At 53.9% G+C, this 15,486-nt stretch carries 25 protein-coding genes; all 25 read right to left on the reverse strand.

Annotation, left to right across the window (positions count from 1 at the left end):
• Window positions 1–360: a DUF6711 family protein gene (locus B7E11_RS30760; RefSeq protein WP_080833199.1), complete on the reverse strand. Its 360-nt coding sequence runs from the start codon at window positions 358–360 to the stop codon at window positions 1–3.
• Between the two features lie 13 nt (window positions 361–373).
• The gene (locus tag B7E11_RS08170; RefSeq protein WP_080833201.1) at window positions 374–3,157 is read right to left on the reverse strand and encodes a hypothetical protein; all 2,784 of its coding nucleotides are present in this window, start codon (window positions 3,155–3,157) and stop codon (window positions 374–376) included.
• A 3-nt stretch (window positions 3,158–3,160) separates the two neighbouring features.
• The gene (locus B7E11_RS08175; protein WP_139787115.1) at window positions 3,161–3,382 is read right to left on the reverse strand and encodes a hypothetical protein; all 222 of its coding nucleotides are present in this window, start codon (window positions 3,380–3,382) and stop codon (window positions 3,161–3,163) included.
• 59 nt (window positions 3,383–3,441) lie between these two features.
• A complete protein-coding gene (locus B7E11_RS08180) occupies window positions 3,442–3,813 on the reverse strand; it encodes a hypothetical protein (RefSeq protein WP_080833204.1) in 372 nt (123 codons plus the stop codon).
• 55 nt (window positions 3,814–3,868) lie between these two features.
• Window positions 3,869–4,582 (reverse strand): phage tail tube protein, encoded by a 714-nt coding sequence (locus B7E11_RS08185; protein WP_080833206.1) that lies wholly within the window; start codon window positions 4,580–4,582, stop codon window positions 3,869–3,871.
• Window positions 4,579–4,986 (reverse strand): tail completion protein gp17, encoded by a 408-nt coding sequence (gp17, locus tag B7E11_RS08190; RefSeq protein WP_080833208.1) that lies wholly within the window; start codon window positions 4,984–4,986, stop codon window positions 4,579–4,581. Before gp17 ends, B7E11_RS08185 begins: the two co-directional genes overlap by 4 nt.
• Window positions 4,983–5,141 (reverse strand): hypothetical protein, encoded by a 159-nt coding sequence (locus B7E11_RS29450; RefSeq protein ID WP_176220648.1) that lies wholly within the window; start codon window positions 5,139–5,141, stop codon window positions 4,983–4,985. The genes gp17 and B7E11_RS29450 overlap by 4 nt, the downstream gene beginning before the upstream one ends.
• A gap of 5 nt (window positions 5,142–5,146) precedes the next feature.
• Complete coding sequence (locus B7E11_RS08195; protein WP_080833210.1) at window positions 5,147–5,599, reverse strand: HK97 gp10 family phage protein; 453 nt, start codon at window positions 5,597–5,599, stop codon at window positions 5,147–5,149.
• Window positions 5,600–5,701: 102 nt separating this feature from the next.
• Window positions 5,702–6,049: a phage head closure protein gene (locus B7E11_RS08200; protein WP_080833212.1), complete on the reverse strand. Its 348-nt coding sequence runs from the start codon at window positions 6,047–6,049 to the stop codon at window positions 5,702–5,704.
• A complete protein-coding gene (locus tag B7E11_RS08205) occupies window positions 6,046–6,348 on the reverse strand; it encodes a head-tail connector protein (RefSeq protein ID WP_080833214.1) in 303 nt (100 codons plus the stop codon). Before B7E11_RS08205 ends, B7E11_RS08200 begins: the two co-directional genes overlap by 4 nt.
• Window positions 6,329–6,577, reverse strand: coding sequence for a hypothetical protein (locus B7E11_RS08210; protein WP_080833215.1), 249 nt, complete (start codon window positions 6,575–6,577; stop codon window positions 6,329–6,331). The genes B7E11_RS08205 and B7E11_RS08210 overlap by 20 nt, the downstream gene beginning before the upstream one ends.
• A 54-nt stretch (window positions 6,578–6,631) precedes the next feature.
• On the reverse strand, window positions 6,632–7,819 hold the full coding sequence (locus B7E11_RS08215; RefSeq protein ID WP_080833217.1) for a phage major capsid protein: 1,188 nt from the start codon (window positions 7,817–7,819) through the stop codon (window positions 6,632–6,634).
• Window positions 7,820–7,855: 36 nt separating this feature from the next.
• The gene (locus B7E11_RS08220; protein ID WP_245809656.1) at window positions 7,856–8,482 is read right to left on the reverse strand and encodes an HK97 family phage prohead protease; all 627 of its coding nucleotides are present in this window, start codon (window positions 8,480–8,482) and stop codon (window positions 7,856–7,858) included.
• Window positions 8,421–9,737, reverse strand: coding sequence for a phage portal protein (locus tag B7E11_RS08225; protein ID WP_080833219.1), 1,317 nt, complete (start codon window positions 9,735–9,737; stop codon window positions 8,421–8,423). Before B7E11_RS08225 ends, B7E11_RS08220 begins: the two co-directional genes overlap by 62 nt.
• Before the next feature lie 9 nt (window positions 9,738–9,746).
• Window positions 9,747–9,926, reverse strand: a complete 180-nt coding sequence (locus B7E11_RS08230; protein WP_080833220.1) for a hypothetical protein — start codon at window positions 9,924–9,926, stop codon at window positions 9,747–9,749.
• Between the two features lie 3 nt (window positions 9,927–9,929).
• Window positions 9,930–11,525, reverse strand: a complete 1,596-nt coding sequence (locus B7E11_RS08235; RefSeq protein WP_080833222.1) for a terminase large subunit — start codon at window positions 11,523–11,525, stop codon at window positions 9,930–9,932.
• Window positions 11,515–12,096: a hypothetical protein gene (locus B7E11_RS08240; protein WP_139787116.1), complete on the reverse strand. Its 582-nt coding sequence runs from the start codon at window positions 12,094–12,096 to the stop codon at window positions 11,515–11,517. The genes B7E11_RS08235 and B7E11_RS08240 overlap by 11 nt, the downstream gene beginning before the upstream one ends.
• Window positions 12,097–12,200: 104 nt before the next feature.
• The gene (locus tag B7E11_RS30605) at window positions 12,201–12,332 is read right to left on the reverse strand and encodes a hypothetical protein (RefSeq protein WP_281256482.1); all 132 of its coding nucleotides are present in this window, start codon (window positions 12,330–12,332) and stop codon (window positions 12,201–12,203) included.
• The gene (locus B7E11_RS08245; protein ID WP_080833224.1) at window positions 12,329–12,772 is read right to left on the reverse strand and encodes an HNH endonuclease; all 444 of its coding nucleotides are present in this window, start codon (window positions 12,770–12,772) and stop codon (window positions 12,329–12,331) included. Before B7E11_RS08245 ends, B7E11_RS30605 begins: the two co-directional genes overlap by 4 nt.
• A complete protein-coding gene (locus B7E11_RS08250; protein WP_080833226.1) occupies window positions 12,756–13,058 on the reverse strand; it encodes a hypothetical protein in 303 nt (100 codons plus the stop codon). Before B7E11_RS08250 ends, B7E11_RS08245 begins: the two co-directional genes overlap by 17 nt.
• A gap of 283 nt (window positions 13,059–13,341) precedes the next feature.
• Window positions 13,342–13,947, reverse strand: coding sequence for an ECF-type sigma factor (locus B7E11_RS08255; RefSeq protein WP_080833229.1), 606 nt, complete (start codon window positions 13,945–13,947; stop codon window positions 13,342–13,344).
• 47 nt (window positions 13,948–13,994) lie between these two features.
• Entirely contained in the window at window positions 13,995–14,423 is a 429-nt protein-coding gene (locus B7E11_RS08260; RefSeq protein ID WP_080833231.1) for a hypothetical protein, read from the reverse strand.
• A complete protein-coding gene (locus tag B7E11_RS08265; protein WP_080833232.1) occupies window positions 14,407–14,643 on the reverse strand; it encodes a hypothetical protein in 237 nt (78 codons plus the stop codon). Before B7E11_RS08265 ends, B7E11_RS08260 begins: the two co-directional genes overlap by 17 nt.
• Before the next feature lie 3 nt (window positions 14,644–14,646).
• Entirely contained in the window at window positions 14,647–15,048 is a 402-nt protein-coding gene (locus tag B7E11_RS08270) for a RusA family crossover junction endodeoxyribonuclease (RefSeq protein WP_080833234.1), read from the reverse strand.
• On the reverse strand, window positions 15,038–15,307 hold the full coding sequence (locus B7E11_RS08275) for a hypothetical protein (RefSeq protein ID WP_080833236.1): 270 nt from the start codon (window positions 15,305–15,307) through the stop codon (window positions 15,038–15,040). Before B7E11_RS08275 ends, B7E11_RS08270 begins: the two co-directional genes overlap by 11 nt.
• Between the last annotated feature and the right edge of the window lie 179 nt (window positions 15,308–15,486).

The following is a 15,486-nucleotide window of genomic DNA, read 5'->3' on the forward strand; positions in this document are numbered from 1 at the left end:
TCACATCTCCGTCAACGTAAAAGATAGGCCGCTCCATAGTGGCAGTCCGTTTCGTTTCATGAGGACGGGGGCCGTACGGTCGCCGACGTACATCGTCCGCGTCTCCACTTGCCCGGTCATTGGGTCCGGGTATGTGAATTCGAAAAATTCGTCGCGAATCGATTGGAGAATAGTCGATAAGTTATCCCATGACATCGCCGGCCACCTGATTTCCAATTGTCTTTTTACAGCTATCCGATCCCGGGAAGCCGTCCCATCAGCCGTCCGTGTTGTTGTTTCAGCATCGTCAAGGTCCAAGATTTTTGCCGAAAACTCAGAGGGATAAACTTGCAACTCTATCCCGTTGATTGCAAAGTACACCGTCTATCCCTCCTTATAGCGACGGCAGCGGATCGTTCCCGCGACGATATTCGTTATTGATGTAATTCGTCGCCGCTCGTCCGACCTGGTCTTCTGTGATGATGACATTCACGTTCCGGCCGCTGCTCAAGACCTGGTAAATCTGCCGGAGCACCGCCAGCGTTTCGGGGTTATCAGCCCCGCTCATGATGTTCTCGAGATCGGACAGAGGTGCGATGATTTCCGGGTTCGTGGCCGCGCCCTTATTGTCGCCAACCATCGCCAGCGTCGGACCGTATACGATGGCCCCGGTCGCAAATGCCGGGACGGAAATTCCTGCCCCTTTGAGACTTTGAAGGAGTTTTTGCATCCATCCACTTGATGCCGCGGCTTTACCTGCTCCGGCAACCACGCCGCCGCCAGCCAGCAGGCCCATGATATCGAGCGCGACTTGGTTTTGCGTCTTGTTTGCCTCTCCCCTGATGGTGTCGATGACGCCGTCGAAGGTTTCTTTGCTAAAGACTCCTTTGACGTTCTCGGCGAAAGTAGACCCGGCTTCTCCGAGCGTCTTTGCGGTGCTGGCCGCAACTCCGGATATCGTCGTTTTCAGATTGTTCCACGCCGTCGATACGTTGTTTATGAGCGTGATAATCCCGGTCATCGTCGCACTTGCTGTCGCATACATGCTCGACAATCCGCTATTCCAATCCGCTTTGACCTCGGCGAGCGGGCTTTTCAATGACCGTATTGCAAGCGCAATAGACGCAAATCCTGCAACAAAAACCGATTGGCTGGTGGAAAATGTTGTTCGCATATCCGCCATCGTGGATGACCATGCGGATTTAAGCTCTGCAAGAGGCGTTAACGGGCTTCTGACGGACGTGACGACAGATGACCACGCGGAAGCATTGGACGTCCTAAACGCAAGCATATCGGCCAACATGGAGGCAAGCATTGCCTTCCACCCTGTAACGGTCGCCGTCTGCCCCGCTGTGTTTTGCGTCCGAATGTTCTGCCACAATTGCGACCACGTTGCCGCTTGAGTGGTGTAGCCGGCTTGAGTTTGAGCGTTCAGACTTTGCCACATCTTCGACCATTCTTGAGCGTTCCCGGCTGCCGAAGTTGCAAGCCCCGATCGGATGCCGGCCGTCATCCCATTGAAAGCGGTCGTTTGCCCTGCATATCCCGCCTGAGTCTGCGCCTGCAGGTTTGCCCACATGCTGGACCATTGGGACGCAAGCGATCCTGTGAGTCCGGGAAGCACTACGCCGGAAAGGTTACCGGCAAAACTACCCCACGACGCAAGATCACCGGCCAGTCCGGTCCTCGTCATACCGTTAAGCTCTTGCCACATTTGGGAAAATCTCGTTTTGACCTCTTTTATGAGGCCATTTATCGTATTAACTACCGCCGTCGCCACGGCGCCCATGCCGGCGTCTGGTGGATTCGGCGGGTCGAATTCAATGCGCCATTTCTTATTTAAGAACGGAGGGAAGGGCTGGATTCCGCCCCACTCCCACCCACCGTCCCCACCAGGAGGGGGAGGATTATCGGGGCCTGGCATCCCTCCGCCCGAACCGGAATTTCCGCTATCTCCCCCTCCGCTGGAATCACCCAATAGATTGAATTGGTCAAAGGATGCAAGTTCGCCGCGTGCTTTTTTCGCTGAACCCGCAAGCCCATCATAGGCTTTGCTTTGCTCCTGCACCGCTTGGGTTTGTTCGTTAACGCCTTTGGCCATCCCTTGAGTCAATTCATCGTAATCTTTGCGAAATACCCAATACGTAAATCGCGCGAACTGCTCGGTAACGTAGGCAATATTTTCAGCCAACGCTGTTAATGCAGGTAAAACAGCTTCCCATATAGGCAAAAACGCTTGAGATAGATTCAACTTAATATCTTTAAGTTGCTCCACCAAAAGCGTCTGTTTGGTCATGACGTTATTTTGCAGTTGATTCCCGTACCTCGCATAGGACTGTTCGAGGATCGCGGCGAGCCGGATTTGCTGCTGCACCCGGAAATCGAGCTGATCCCAATGCTTGCCGTTCGCGAACTTTTTAAAAGCGTTCGTGCTCTCGATCATCGAGATATTAACAAAAACGCCGAGGTCCTCAATGGCCTCGGTGTTGCCCAGCAAACCGGACCGGATACGCTCGGTTGTGTCCTCGATCGTGCGGCCGGTTGCCGATGCGACTACCCTTGTTGCTTGCACGATTTCTTTTGTTTGTTTGGTCAATTCGTCGTTATTGCTTATAAAGGACGAGAGGAGCGTGCTGTATGTCGCCCCCATGTCGGCGGCCGTTGATTTAGCTAGGCCCATCCCGCGGGCCCAGGTCATAAACTCCCGGCTGCTGCCTTTGAGTTGCATGTTCAGGCGCCCGAGATTGGCCTCGAATCTGACGGCCTCCTGCGATGCGGAATAGATGCCATACGTCGCAACGCCGAGCGCTGCAGTAAGCACACCCAATCCGATACCAAGGCCGCCAACCATGCCCGCCGCACCGCTTGCGGCCGTCCCAAACCCTTTCAGGCTGCTGGAAGCAATCCCGGCAGCCGGCCGAAGGGCAGCGAGCCCGGAGACAACGCCCCCGAGCCCTTTTGCCCCCCGAATTTCCGAGAGGGAGGCGGTAACCGACGCCCCTGCATCCCTGAGGCTATCCCGAAGCCCGCCGAGTCCCTTTTTGCCGCTTATGGCGTCCGTGGATCGTTCGGTATCCTTTCGAAAACGCGACAGTTCCCTCGTCGCGCCGTCCATGCCTTTTTTCGCGGCCGAGTAATCGGCGCCAATGCGGATCATTAGGTTGCGAACGACAGCCAATGTCTACCCCTCCCCTCTCGTAATGGCTTGGTGCATGCGCTTGACGACCGCAAGCATTTGCTCGGGTGTCTGAGGCATCTGCGACTCTTTCGGCCGGGAATTTTCCAGGACCTTTTTAAGCGGCGGCATTTTCTTCGACCGCTGCCACGCCGCCGTATAATAGGCATAGGTCAACGATTCTTCTTTTGCCGCCTGTTGCCGATGATTGTACTCATCGACGAGCATGATCAATTCTCGCGGGGTTAGCTCGTTGTATTCCGACACAGAGACCCCGACGCGCATGGCTACTCGGAGGCTTTCGTCCCAGTCGTATGGGGTTCGCTCTCCGGCTCCCCCGGCGTTTGGTTTCCCTCCGGTCGTGATCCGAATGCCGCGGCAAATGCTGCTTGAATTTGCTTAACGATATGGACGTATGTCGGAGCCTGGTCGAGCAGGTCCTCCATTTGCTCCAATTTGAGCGTTTCGTTATTGTCGCGGGCATCTTTGAGCAGCCCACAATAAACGAATTTTTCAACGTAATCCAAGTCGTCGAAGCCGGAACTCTCGATTTCTTCGAGCGATTTCCCGGTCAGGGCGACCAACTGCTTCAACGCTTTATGGCCGAAGCGCAATTCGCGCTTACGGTCGAGTTGGATATAGACGACATCGTTATTCATTTTGATTGCTCCTTTTTAGGTAAAGTAAAAGGCCCGGAGATCCGGGCCCGAATGATTAGGATACTTTGACGACAACGACCTCGTAAGTCACCGGCGCTTTGCCGGCCTCACTCGCGACGATCGTTAGTTTTTTGCTGCCGACCGACATCGGGATTGCCGCGGAAGCTTGTCCGCTCGTCAAATCCTGCGAATAGGTGCCGTCGATGTAAAGCTTGAGCGTATGACTCGCGGCCGTCGCCGTAATGGTGAAGCTCGCCGCGGTCACGCCGTCGAAGGTGTAATAATTCGTGCCGGTAGCAAAAGCCGGCGCCAATGCGCCGCCTGTGCCGGCCAAGGCGAGCGCCGTAAGGCCGCCGCTGGCTCCGATATTCATGCTCGGTTTGCCGCTGACCCGGATCGTGCCCTCGAAGCCGATCGCCTCCTCCGTTTCGGAGGTGACGCTATACGCCGTCACGATGCCCGGGAAGCTCCACGATGCCCCGAGAGACGCCGGATAGATAATTTCAAACTGCTGGACTTCGCCGGTTTCTAGGGCGTCGTAAAAGGCCGCTTGCCCAGCGTCCCCGGGCACGAAAAAGCCGGAAATGGCGACTTCTCCCGGGTCTTTAAAGCCCGCGATAAATTCGCGGTAACCGCCCTCGCTGTCCAGCGTCGTCACGTCGATTTCTTCCTGCGTGATCGACGGCGATCCAATGGACGAAAGATCACCGATGGCGTTAAGGCCAATCAAAATCTTTGTGCCGATGGACCTTGTTGCTCTTTTGGTCACTGGTCATCATCCTCCCCAATAAATGCGCTAAATTCGACAACGCACCGATATAGATCCGGTTGGTTCTCGTATATTTCAACAGGTGATTGGTAAATAATCTCCTGGATAAACGGTCCGTCCGTGCCGATCGCACGACCTTCAAACCCAACAAGTAAGGCGACCGCCTGTTTGGTGATCGCCTTCATGTCGCTGTACTTTTTGGCTATGATGTTGAGCTCTGCGCGGACTTCCTTGGATTCCAGATGCCCGCCAAGCGTCTTATCGCGCAAACCCTCGCTGCTGGCGTAAATCAGGTATGGAACGCCGCTTGAAGCCGTCGCCTCCGGCGCGGTGAGCGGGTAAATCCGGTTCTCAAGAGCCGTGATGGTTTTCAATTCCTGCACAAGTGCCGGTTCGAAGCTCATTCTTTGATCGCCCCGATTTCCAACAACCGGTCAACAATGCATTTCCGCTTCTCTTCCGGAATACTTTCATCGTTGGCGATTTCTTGGAACAGATTGAGCATGTTTTGAAACACTTCCGTATCCGCTAACTTAACAGTGACTTCCAATCCCGCCACCTCACTCACCGTCCTTTCCGCAAAGCCTTGTCCACTTCTTTTTCGGCGACTTCAAGAACACGCCTTTCTATCTGTTCCGCATTCTCGTCGATTGCTCGGCGCAAAAAGCGATAGCCCGGAACATACCCGCCATCGACCGTGAGAAATCCGTACTCCTGCGACGCCGGGTAATAGTACCGCTTGCCGTCTTTCGAGATTTTCACAAACACGTCATTCATGCCCGGGTCCATCATCACGTCATACACGGCCTTACCCTTGACACGGGACCGCTCGCGTTTCATGATGATACCTTCCCGGAGTTCTCCGGTATCAACCGGCGCCAAGGCTTTTGCCGTTTTGAGAGCGATCCTGCCGCCCGCCCGCGCCGACTGTGTTGCCGCCGTTTGCGGGACTTTGCCGAGTTCTCGTAACGCGCGTTCGAGTTCCTTCATGCCGACGATTTCCGATTTCCGCGCCATCATTGCCGCTCCAATTGAATAATGAGTCTCCCTGGAGCAAATCGTCTCCAACCGTCGACGGGTGAAAGCTCAATTACTTCCCGTTTGATAATAACTCGCATCTCACTGTCGCTCCTTACACATCAATTGGAGTTCCTTTCTTCTGAACTCCGGGTGAATGATGTGCAAAATTTCAAATTCGCGGAATTCAGGATCTCCCGGGTCTTTGTACCGGACGATCATAGTGCGGTCGATATCCACCCTGTACCGAATACGGATGCGCGTCGTCACTTCGGCGTGTTCGGCCATTGCGGCGGTGTATTCCCGGCCACGCAGGGGCTCAATGGCAGCCCAAACCGTGCAAACTTCAACGGGATTGTCCAGCGGCTGGCCGTATTCATCCGTTTCATCAGGCCCGGGCGGGCGAAGGATGGAAATTCGCTTATCCAACCGGTTTACAAGGGCGGTCATGGCGAAACCCCTTCTTCCGGCGGCGAGTAGGCATGCTGCAGTTGTGCAAGCATGGATTGGATTGTAAACCGCACCTTTTCGGACGGTTGAGAGCCGATCAGTTCGCGATTTTCGTACCAGTCGGCGACCAAGACGAGGCAAAACAGTTTCGCAAGTTGATTGGTGCTGTCAAATTCAACTTCGACTGCGTTGAGTAGGTATGTTTCTGCAGCGCCGATCAGCATTTCAATCGCTGCGTCTTCGTCCGATCCGTCCACGCGTAGCCAAGTTTTCGTTTCGTCAAGCGTCAGAATCGCCATCGTCGCTCACGCCCTTTTTGCGGCGTTTCGGCTTTTCCTCCGGTTCAGTCTCCGACCCCGATTCCTCCGGCCGCTCCGGAGACTCCTTTGATTCCAGCTCCACCGACAAAAAACCTTGTTCCGCCAAATACTGCACGCGCTTTTCGTCGTCTTCCGGGTAATCGTCTCCGATGTTATACAGCTTAAAGTTGTGGTATCGTTCGCGGAACGCTTGAATGACTTTCGCCACAATCTCACCCCCAATGGAAAGAGGCCGGTTCCCCGGCCCCTCAATTTGTGATTATTACGGCGTCGGCGTAATGTCCAGTTGGCCGTATACGGTAGAAGCGCCATCCCATTGCACGTAATCGTCGCGCATAATGGTCCGCAACTCCGTCGTATCACGACGCCATGCGTCGCCGCCCTCCCGAGTAGATGCGAGTTCAAAGAACCGACGGTTGAACAGCACCATGAACTGTTTCAGGTTGCCGATAAAGAGTGGTGCATTCGTACCGCTCGACGGCAGGTTGCGATTGCTGACGACAGCGATCGGACGACCCTTGAACAATTTACGGCCCGGTTGTGTAAAGTCATCCATCAGAATCGGTCGGCCGTTGCCGTCGACTTGGTTGTCCAGCCAGTTGAATCCGTCTTGGTTGGTCAGCAGGATCGCCGAACGGCTGATTGCCGGGTCAAGGTCTACGTTGAGGACCGTATTGATTGCTTTAAGATCAGCCAGCGCCTTCGGCGTCAGCGTATTCAGCAGCGCCAGGATATGCGTGTTCCGCGTATGCGCGGCCTTACGGGCGATCCAGTTGGTGACGTACCCGATCAGGTTTGCGTCGTTATCGGCCAGCAGTTCGTTGGTCAGCGGCAGATAACCGGCACGCTTTTTGACCTTGTACGAGATCGGCGTGAATTTCGGGTTGTCGGTAGCTTGGATTACGCCATATTCGTCCACGTCCGCGAACGGTGTCATATCGGCATCCGTTTCAAGCACGCGGCTTCCAGACAATGCTGTGACATTTTCAACCGTTACGTACTGCGACAGATCGTTCCAGTCACGCATGAGCGTGTTGATCCGCGTTTGGATGTCTTGCGGCACAACGATGCCGACATCCCCATCCGGGATGGCCGGATTGGTTTCACCCTCGTTCATGACGGCGCGCTTTTCGTATTCGCGGATAACCGAACGCATTTCTTCGCTGATAGGCCGACGGCGGAGTGCTCGAAGAACGATGCCGGTATACTCTTTTTCGAGTTCCTGCATGTCGCGTTCTTCTACTTTGCCATCGTCATTCAATTCGCGACCGCCGAGCGAGCGAACTTCGTTTTCTTCCAATTCGCGCTGCAGATCAACCTTGGTTTGCAGGGTGCGAACTTCGTCCATTTTTTCTTTTGCTTCAGTCGTCTTGTCCTCGGCCAAAAAGCCCCGGACTTCCTCCTTTGCTTTCTCCAACTTATGGAGCAGCGCACGCAGTTCCTTGGTCATTTCATCACCTCATGGGATATTTGGAAAACAAAAAACTCAACCGTAAAGGTCGAGTTCGAGTAAAAGCTTTTCTTTTTCAAAACGATCGGCGGCACGTTGTTCCTCGGCTTTGAATTCTTCGAGGGATCTCGCCGCCACTTCGTTTGCCGGGTATGCCGGGAAGGCAACCGGGCTGATTTCGTAAAGTTCAGCGTTCAAGATATTTCGCCGATAAATCCGCCCGTTGTCGCGCTTTTCACTGGACCATTTGTCCTTTGTGACCTTCATCCCAAAGCTTACTCCATCCACATCGCCGCGCTGTATCAGCTCCCAGGCGTCGTTGCCGACGGTAGTGTTCGGGATATCGAGTTCAAACCGAAGTTCGTTCTCCATATTGGTTAAACGCAACGTTCCGGATTTCGTGTTTCCAAGTACCTGTGCGGCATCATGGCTCCACAACCCAACAACGTTACGCGCCGCGAGGCTGTCCTTAAAAGCTTCCTTGTCGATGGTTTCCACGAAAACGTCGCCCCAATAGTCGCGCATTTCCGCGCTTTCAGTGTTGTATTTGATGGCCCCGGTAATGGTTCGCTTCCCGTCTTCGCTTTCATTTTCCCGGACCTCAAACGTCACCGGCAGCGCCCGGATCTCCTTCGTCGGTTTCTTCGTTTCCAGCTCCTTCACCCCCTCTCCCGGCGTATGCAGCGCCGGCTTGTGTAATAGGGACGTAACTTCCGTTTACGAGCAGTTGGTCGCCTCCCTCCATCGGCGGGAGATTCTCGAGCGCTCGGGGCTCGTTCGGCGTCAGGAATCCCCCTTGAACACCGATGCGGTACGCTTCATACCGAGTTTTTAGGTCTGCCCGCAGAATAGCGTCGACGTTGAAGCGAACAAACACCCCTGCTTCGATTTCGTTGTCCAAAAACAGTTTCCAAGTCAGTTCCTGCTCATACCCGGTTAGCTTCGGCTGCAAAGTGTCCGTGTAGAATTCACGTTGAGTCTCCGTTACGTTGGTGTGCGTTGCCCGGCTCAAGTCGTTAAGCTGGTGCATCTTAACGCCATAGCCAGCTGCAATCTGCCGGATGGTCAATTGGCTATTCTCCAAAAACTGAGCATCCGCTAGATTGAGCGCAATTTGTTGGTATTGATAACCGATCGGCAATAACGCGATCCGATGAGCATTGTTAAGACCGCTCGCCATAGACTCGAATTTTCTACGGAAGTTCTCCTTTGCCTTCTCGTCCAAATCTCCTACATATTGCACGATACCGCGCGCCTGCAATCCCTGTTTGAAGAACTTATTAACGAACTGATTCGCCGACGCACCGTTTTCAAGGGTTGACCTAAGGCAATCAAGCGGAGATAGACCAACAATCCCGTCGAGGGTCACGCCCCCTTTGAAGTGAAGAATTTCATGCGGCATGAGTTTCCTTTGCTCGTACCCGAGATTGACCTGATAAGCCAAACTGGAACGGCTAGTAATGACGCCGCTGGCCGCTGTGTCATTGTCAACCACGATCTTAACCCGTGACGAATCCATAGGCCATAGCCCCACGATCCGCCCACGACGATCAAATTCGATTGATGCGTATGCATTCCCATAAAGATCATTCTGCGCCTCAATGCACTTCCAGAAATCGTAGGCGCTCATGTACGGGTTCGGCCGCAACTTGAGCAACTGGTAGACTGGGTGCTGTGTCGCACGCTGAACACCGTTCTCGTCCTCCTGATAAACCTTGATCGGAAGTTTGGCAACGGACTCCGACAGAATCCGAATACAGGCATACACCGTATCGACCTTGAGGGCGTTTTTTCCCTTGACGTTTATGGTGTCCAGATCAATTCCGAGCACTTCCAGCAGGCGCCGATCATCGACATTCAGTTCTAGCGTCTCTCGTTTTTCATGTTCCGCAGTATTAACAGCTCTCCGGAAGAACATCTATGATCATCACTCCTTTTTCGGAGGGTTTCGGGCTGTCGCAAAACCGACTAGCAATAGCGTCACCCCCAACCCGAAAAGTCCCGCGATTTCATGGAGCCGAAAGGTAGCAATGTTGATAATAAGAAGCCCGGCACCAATTAAGATGTCCTCCGCATAATCGCGAAGAACGTAAAAGATATTTTTCATGATCTACCCCCAAAGTTTATCTAGGAATGCTTCGTCCGCGAATTCGGATACGTCCAAATTAATTTCTTCGAACAGCATGGCCGTCGCCATCGCGTTGATCATTGCAACGATCAGGTCGATTCGCTCTTTGGACTTGTTTTTCATCGGCTTGATGTTCTCATTACCATCAACAGCAATGGCGATATTACCCCAGCACCACCGCGCCAAGGGGTTAGTCTCATGCGTCATGAGTCCTCGTTTAAGCAGTTGCTCGACGAGCTTCATGGCCGGGCTCATGTTTTTCATGTCCTGGGCGATCTCCACCACATCCATCCCACCGCGCATTAAGCGCTGCGACAGCATCCGGCTATTCCACGGGTCCGTGCCGACGGTGTGGACTTCGTACTGTTTGGACATTGACAGTAACCTCGCCTCGACAAAGTCGTAATCCACGACGTCGCCCGGTGTGGTCAGCAAAAACTTTTGATCAACGTACCGGTCATACGGCACTTTGTCCTTTCGGACTCTCTCCCGCATGTTATCTTCAGGTATCCAGGCATCAAAAATGACCCGCCAGTCCGACAAGTCATCTTGCGGCGGGAACAGGTAGCATGCCGCTGTAATATCTGTCGTGCTTGACAAGTCCAGTCCAACATAACACCGCTTGCCGACCAACTCGGATAGCCCCCACTTGCCGTTTGTCTTATCCCAAAGGCTGAGCGGCTGCCAGCCTACCGTTTTGAGGCTGATCCACTGATTGAGTCGGAGCCAGCGGAATAGTTTTTCGGACGCCGCACTATTGCGAGCGGCTACAGCCTCCTGCCGGACGGACTCAATGCTAATCGTGTGCCCCAAGCTTGGATTGACGCGATACCAAAGCTCCTCGTCGTATATATCTTCTTCGGGCTTGTCCGGGTCCATGCCGTAATCATCCGGTATACCGTAAATGCGAACGTACCATGTCGGGTCAACCAATTCTCCCGATAGGATTTTTCGCGCTCTATCATGCACCTCGAAGCCGATCGAGTGCCTGTCCGGGTCATCTCCGGCCGTCGTAATGACCCACCAAAGCGGCTCCTTACGGGCGGCTCCGGCACCGAATGTCATAACGTCCCACAGATCCCGGGTCGGCTGCGCATGCAGCTCGTCAAAGATGACGACTGTCGGGTTGATGCCGTGTTTGGTGTACGCTTCGGCCGAGAGCACTTTGAGCGTTGTTCCGGTGAGCAGATTCTTGATTTCCTTCTTGCTTTCGGTCACCTTGAGGATACCTTCAAGCTCCGGCTCCTGCTCGATCATCCCGACGGCCGCGCGATAAACTAACCCGGCCTGCTCACGGTCAGCGGCACAGCAATATATTTGTCCGCCTGGCGGATCGCAGGTGAGATGGTACAAGGAAAGCCCGGCGATCATGGTCGTCTTTCCGTTCTTTTTCGGCATCTCCAAGTAAGCGTATCTGTACTGCCGATACCCTTGATCGTTGACGGTGCCGTAAACGTCCCAAAGTAAACTGTGCTGCCAGTCGAGCAGCGTTAACGGCTGCCCGTAAAAATCATCAACCCCGTGGAGCATGCCCATAAATTCGATAGGTTCGAGAGCTCTTTGCTTATCATGTGGCATGGCCGCCACCCGCTCGCCGGGTCATGAATTGGGCCATTGCCGATTTCTTCGGCTCCTCGTCCGGTTGCTTCGGTATGGATTTAATACGACCCGTCGGATTCAGGAACAGACGGTCCTCGATTTTGAGGAGCATTTCCCGCGTCTTCATGGTCTTATCCGTTACACCGGCAATCGACTCGTAAATGCGGATCCGGTCCTCCACTTCCTCAACCTCTTCGATATCCTGGCGCATCCGCTCCATCATCTTCGCGAGCGCTTGTTCCTGACTCATCAGCATGCAGTACCGGTTGATGATCTGCTCGTCCAACCCGTCGATGTACTGGATCGACTTGTACAATTTTTTGAGCCGCAAAAATTCTCGATGCGCAATCGGGTCCGCCTTCACGGCGGGAGCCTCCTTAAAAGTTGTTCCCGTGTATAGAGATTTTTCCGCCTCTTCCCGGCGCTTTAGTTCTTTCTTGGTCCGGTGGCTCTTCCCTTCCAGTTTGAGCAGTTGGACCGGCTTGGATGGTCTGCCCGCCATGCGCTTCACCTCATTTCGTAAAAATTTTGTTGGATGGTGACCATCCAAAAAACCTCCATTTTGGGAAAAAATCTTGTGTGAAGGTGGGGGCGCGGTCTTCAAAGAGTCGATTTAAAAATTTTGACCCTCCCCCCGGGGTCGTGGGAGACTACCTACCGCCCTCGTTTGTGGCGGATATATGAAGCCCCAATGACGACGAGCCACACCGTCAGCCATAACGGCCAATAATGAACCAGCTTCTCGCCTTCGGTCATATGAATCATGTCATGAATGAATTGACTCATTCGCTATCACCTTTGCGTTGCGGGTTAATATGTGTTGGCTTCAATGCATAACACCCTCCGTATTTCCGTTTGTCCGCCGCCGTTTTGATCGCATGGTGCCAGTTGCACAATGATCGAAGATTGCTCAATGTCAGCCGCAAATCCCAGCGGATCCGTATAGGGATGATGTGATCCACAGGAACGGCCGGCGTGATCCGCTGATCAAGCAGACAATCTTGGCATAATCCGTGATCCCGGATTAACGCCTGTTCTCTCGCTCGTTCCCATTCGACTGATCGATAAAATGCCGCCGCCTTCTTGTCCCTTTGCTGCTCGTCGTATCGTTTGTGTCTCTCCTTGCGGGACATTTCGGCTAAATGCGCATGGTCTTCACAATAGCGGCCCTCCGTCAAATTCCGGCACCCCGGCTTGCTGCAAGGCCGCTTAGGCTTTACCGGCATAGTCCGCACCTAAAGCGATCCGGTCCCGAAATCGCTTGGCCCACTTGGTGGCCGCTGGTATGTCGATATGCGTATCGCCGTAGCAGGTGTGCAGGATGATCTCGGTCTCGGTCTCCTCGGCCCTCCACCATGTCAGACCGGTTTGGAGGTAACCATCTTTCGGCTGCCGCTCTCCGATCCCGGCGCTCACCAAGCGCTCAAGCTCCTGCCAGCCGATCGGTGCCACTCTTTGGCAATACCGATCGAAGGCATGTCTTGTTAACCGGATTTGCTTTTCAATCGCCATATCCCCTTTCTCCTTTGCACTCATTTACACTGGTTCACGGTATTTACCCCGCGAATTCGATCATTTCCTTTGCACTTTTTCGATAAAAGATAGCCGCCACCCCGCGGCGTACAGGATGACGGCCAATAATCAGCGATCTGTGGGTTACTGGCGCCACCTCCTCGCATGACAGCCAAAATACAAAGAGGCCGCCCGCATTGGCGACCTCTACACTTTGGCACAGTACCATTTTAGCATGGGTTGACACGGCTGAAAAGCACTCGTCCGTGCCAACTTTGTGCCATCATCGTGCCAGTAGTTTATACTCCCTTTCGGCCTCGCTCATCCGCCTCCAAAATGTGCGGACGGAGACATTCATTTCGTTCCGGAGTTCACCGGCACTCTTACCGTCAACATAGACTGACCGCAAAAGGGTAGCGTACTCCGGCTTGTATGCTTCGAGGGCTTCTAAAACAGAATCTATGTGCGCGATTTCCGACTTGAGGTCCTGAAACTCGGCCACCCGTTCAAGCACATCGTCGATATCATCCCGCAAATCCCAGCCGCGAGCCGCGATCACCTTACGGATCGCATCACGGATCTGCCGCAGCTCCTCGTCGTCATCCGGATCGGCTCCACGGTTCGGCACGGCCGCCAGCTGCGCCCGGGTCCCCGCCGGGTACTTGGTCAGATATGCGTGTGCCGTCGTCTCCAACCGCTGCTCGCGGCTCGACAGGTACAGATAGCTTGGCAAGCGCCGCAGCTTCCGATGCAGCTCCTGCAGGTGATCGTCCTCATTAAGCCGGCTGACGGTAATGCCGGCGCCGACGCTGTATTTCGACAGCACCCGAAGACGGGCCTGCTTTTGCCGATATTGGGTCAAACGATCAATCGCCTGCTGTTCGTTCATCGTTGTCCACCTCGCTGATTGATCTTGTAGCCTTGCATGTTCGCACGTTATACGCCGTCTTCCGCAGGCTTGTCCGCTCGGAAAAAATTGCCGAACCGGTCCTGTTCCGGCACCCCGTCAGAACCAACAATACCGGCGGCTGGCCGCACCTGTAGAACATTTCCGCACTCGTGGCACTCCGTCGTTGTGTCCGTCAGCTTGATATACTGGTTGCCTTGATGCTTGCACCCGGGATTCTGGCACCAGTATCGGGTTCGGTAATATGCAACACCGTTCTTATACTTGATTCCAGTCTCGTACCATTCCGGACGTTCAGGCTCCATCCGCTGTCCTGCCTGCAGCGGTCCTGGCCCGTTCATCTCCCGGCAATAGCCAAAAAATGCGGCGACCGTGTACTTCTGGACATCCTCCGTCGGGTCAAAAAGCCGAAGACGGTCCTTCCCGTCCGAATGTGCAATTTCAATTCGAATTTCCACGAGAACTCCTCCTCTGGTTGTATACTTCCTCCAGCCATTCGGTCATCATGATCATTTGCTTAATCACCAGCCGATTGTCCTGGTACTTGAGGCAGATCGTACCGCATGAATCAGCGACCCACTTCCAGAAGTCCAGATTCTCCATGCCATACCGGGCAGCCGCCTGATTCGCCTGGCTGATCCAATCGACTACGTCCGTGAAGAACGCCTTGTAGTCCATCGCCTACAGCTCCTCGATCCTGACGTAGATGCCCGGCAGCTTGGCCCAGAACTTCTCGATGATCTCGCTGGCGACGATGGCGTCATCCTTCCAGAATCCCAAATCGGTCATGATATCGAACGGCAGCTTGTTCAGATTGTGCGTGTCGGGCTTCGTTGTCTTCCACTCGCCGTCGTAATGATTGCTACCCTCCGGGATGGGGAACAGCCATTTGACGATCACCCGCAGCGCTCCCGTGTATTTTTTCGCCGGCACATGCTTCCCGAGGTGAGTTGTCAGCTTCGCCCGGGCCGCCTTCAGGTCGTCGGGCTCGTAGAAGATCGGTTTGCCGTTCTGGCATGAAACCTGCTTTTCTTGATGCGTCGCGGTCGGCGGCTTCATGGGCATGAAGAATTCAGTCGTCATCGCGTTCACCTTCGAGCATCTCTTCCCAGTCATAGACCAACTGTCGGAGATAGCTGGGGGCTTCATCGCTGCTGAATAATTCCTTGCGATCGAGGACGAACTTGACTTGAAACACTTCGTTACCCGTGTTCTTGCTCTTGTACCACACACCGAATTGCAATTTTCCGGCCTTATCAAAGCATCGCATGAAGTACGTTCCAAACTTGATAGTTTCGGCTGGTTCATTTTCCCAATATTTGTTATCGTATTTCTTCGCCATTTTTTTCTTCCTCTCTCTTTCTCGCGCGGGAGACTGTTGTGCTGAGAAGGGGTTGCCGCTCTCCTGCGGCGGCAACCTTCTCTCAGTCTTACAGACTTACATAGTCATAAACATAATTACTACGGGCGCGCGTTATATCGCGATATATTAATATATAAATATAAGGCGCATTTTTCGGC

The sequence above is a fragment of the Cohnella massiliensis genome, assembly GCF_900169535.1.
Lineage (GTDB): Bacteria > Bacillota > Bacilli > Paenibacillales > Paenibacillaceae > Cohnella > Cohnella algarum.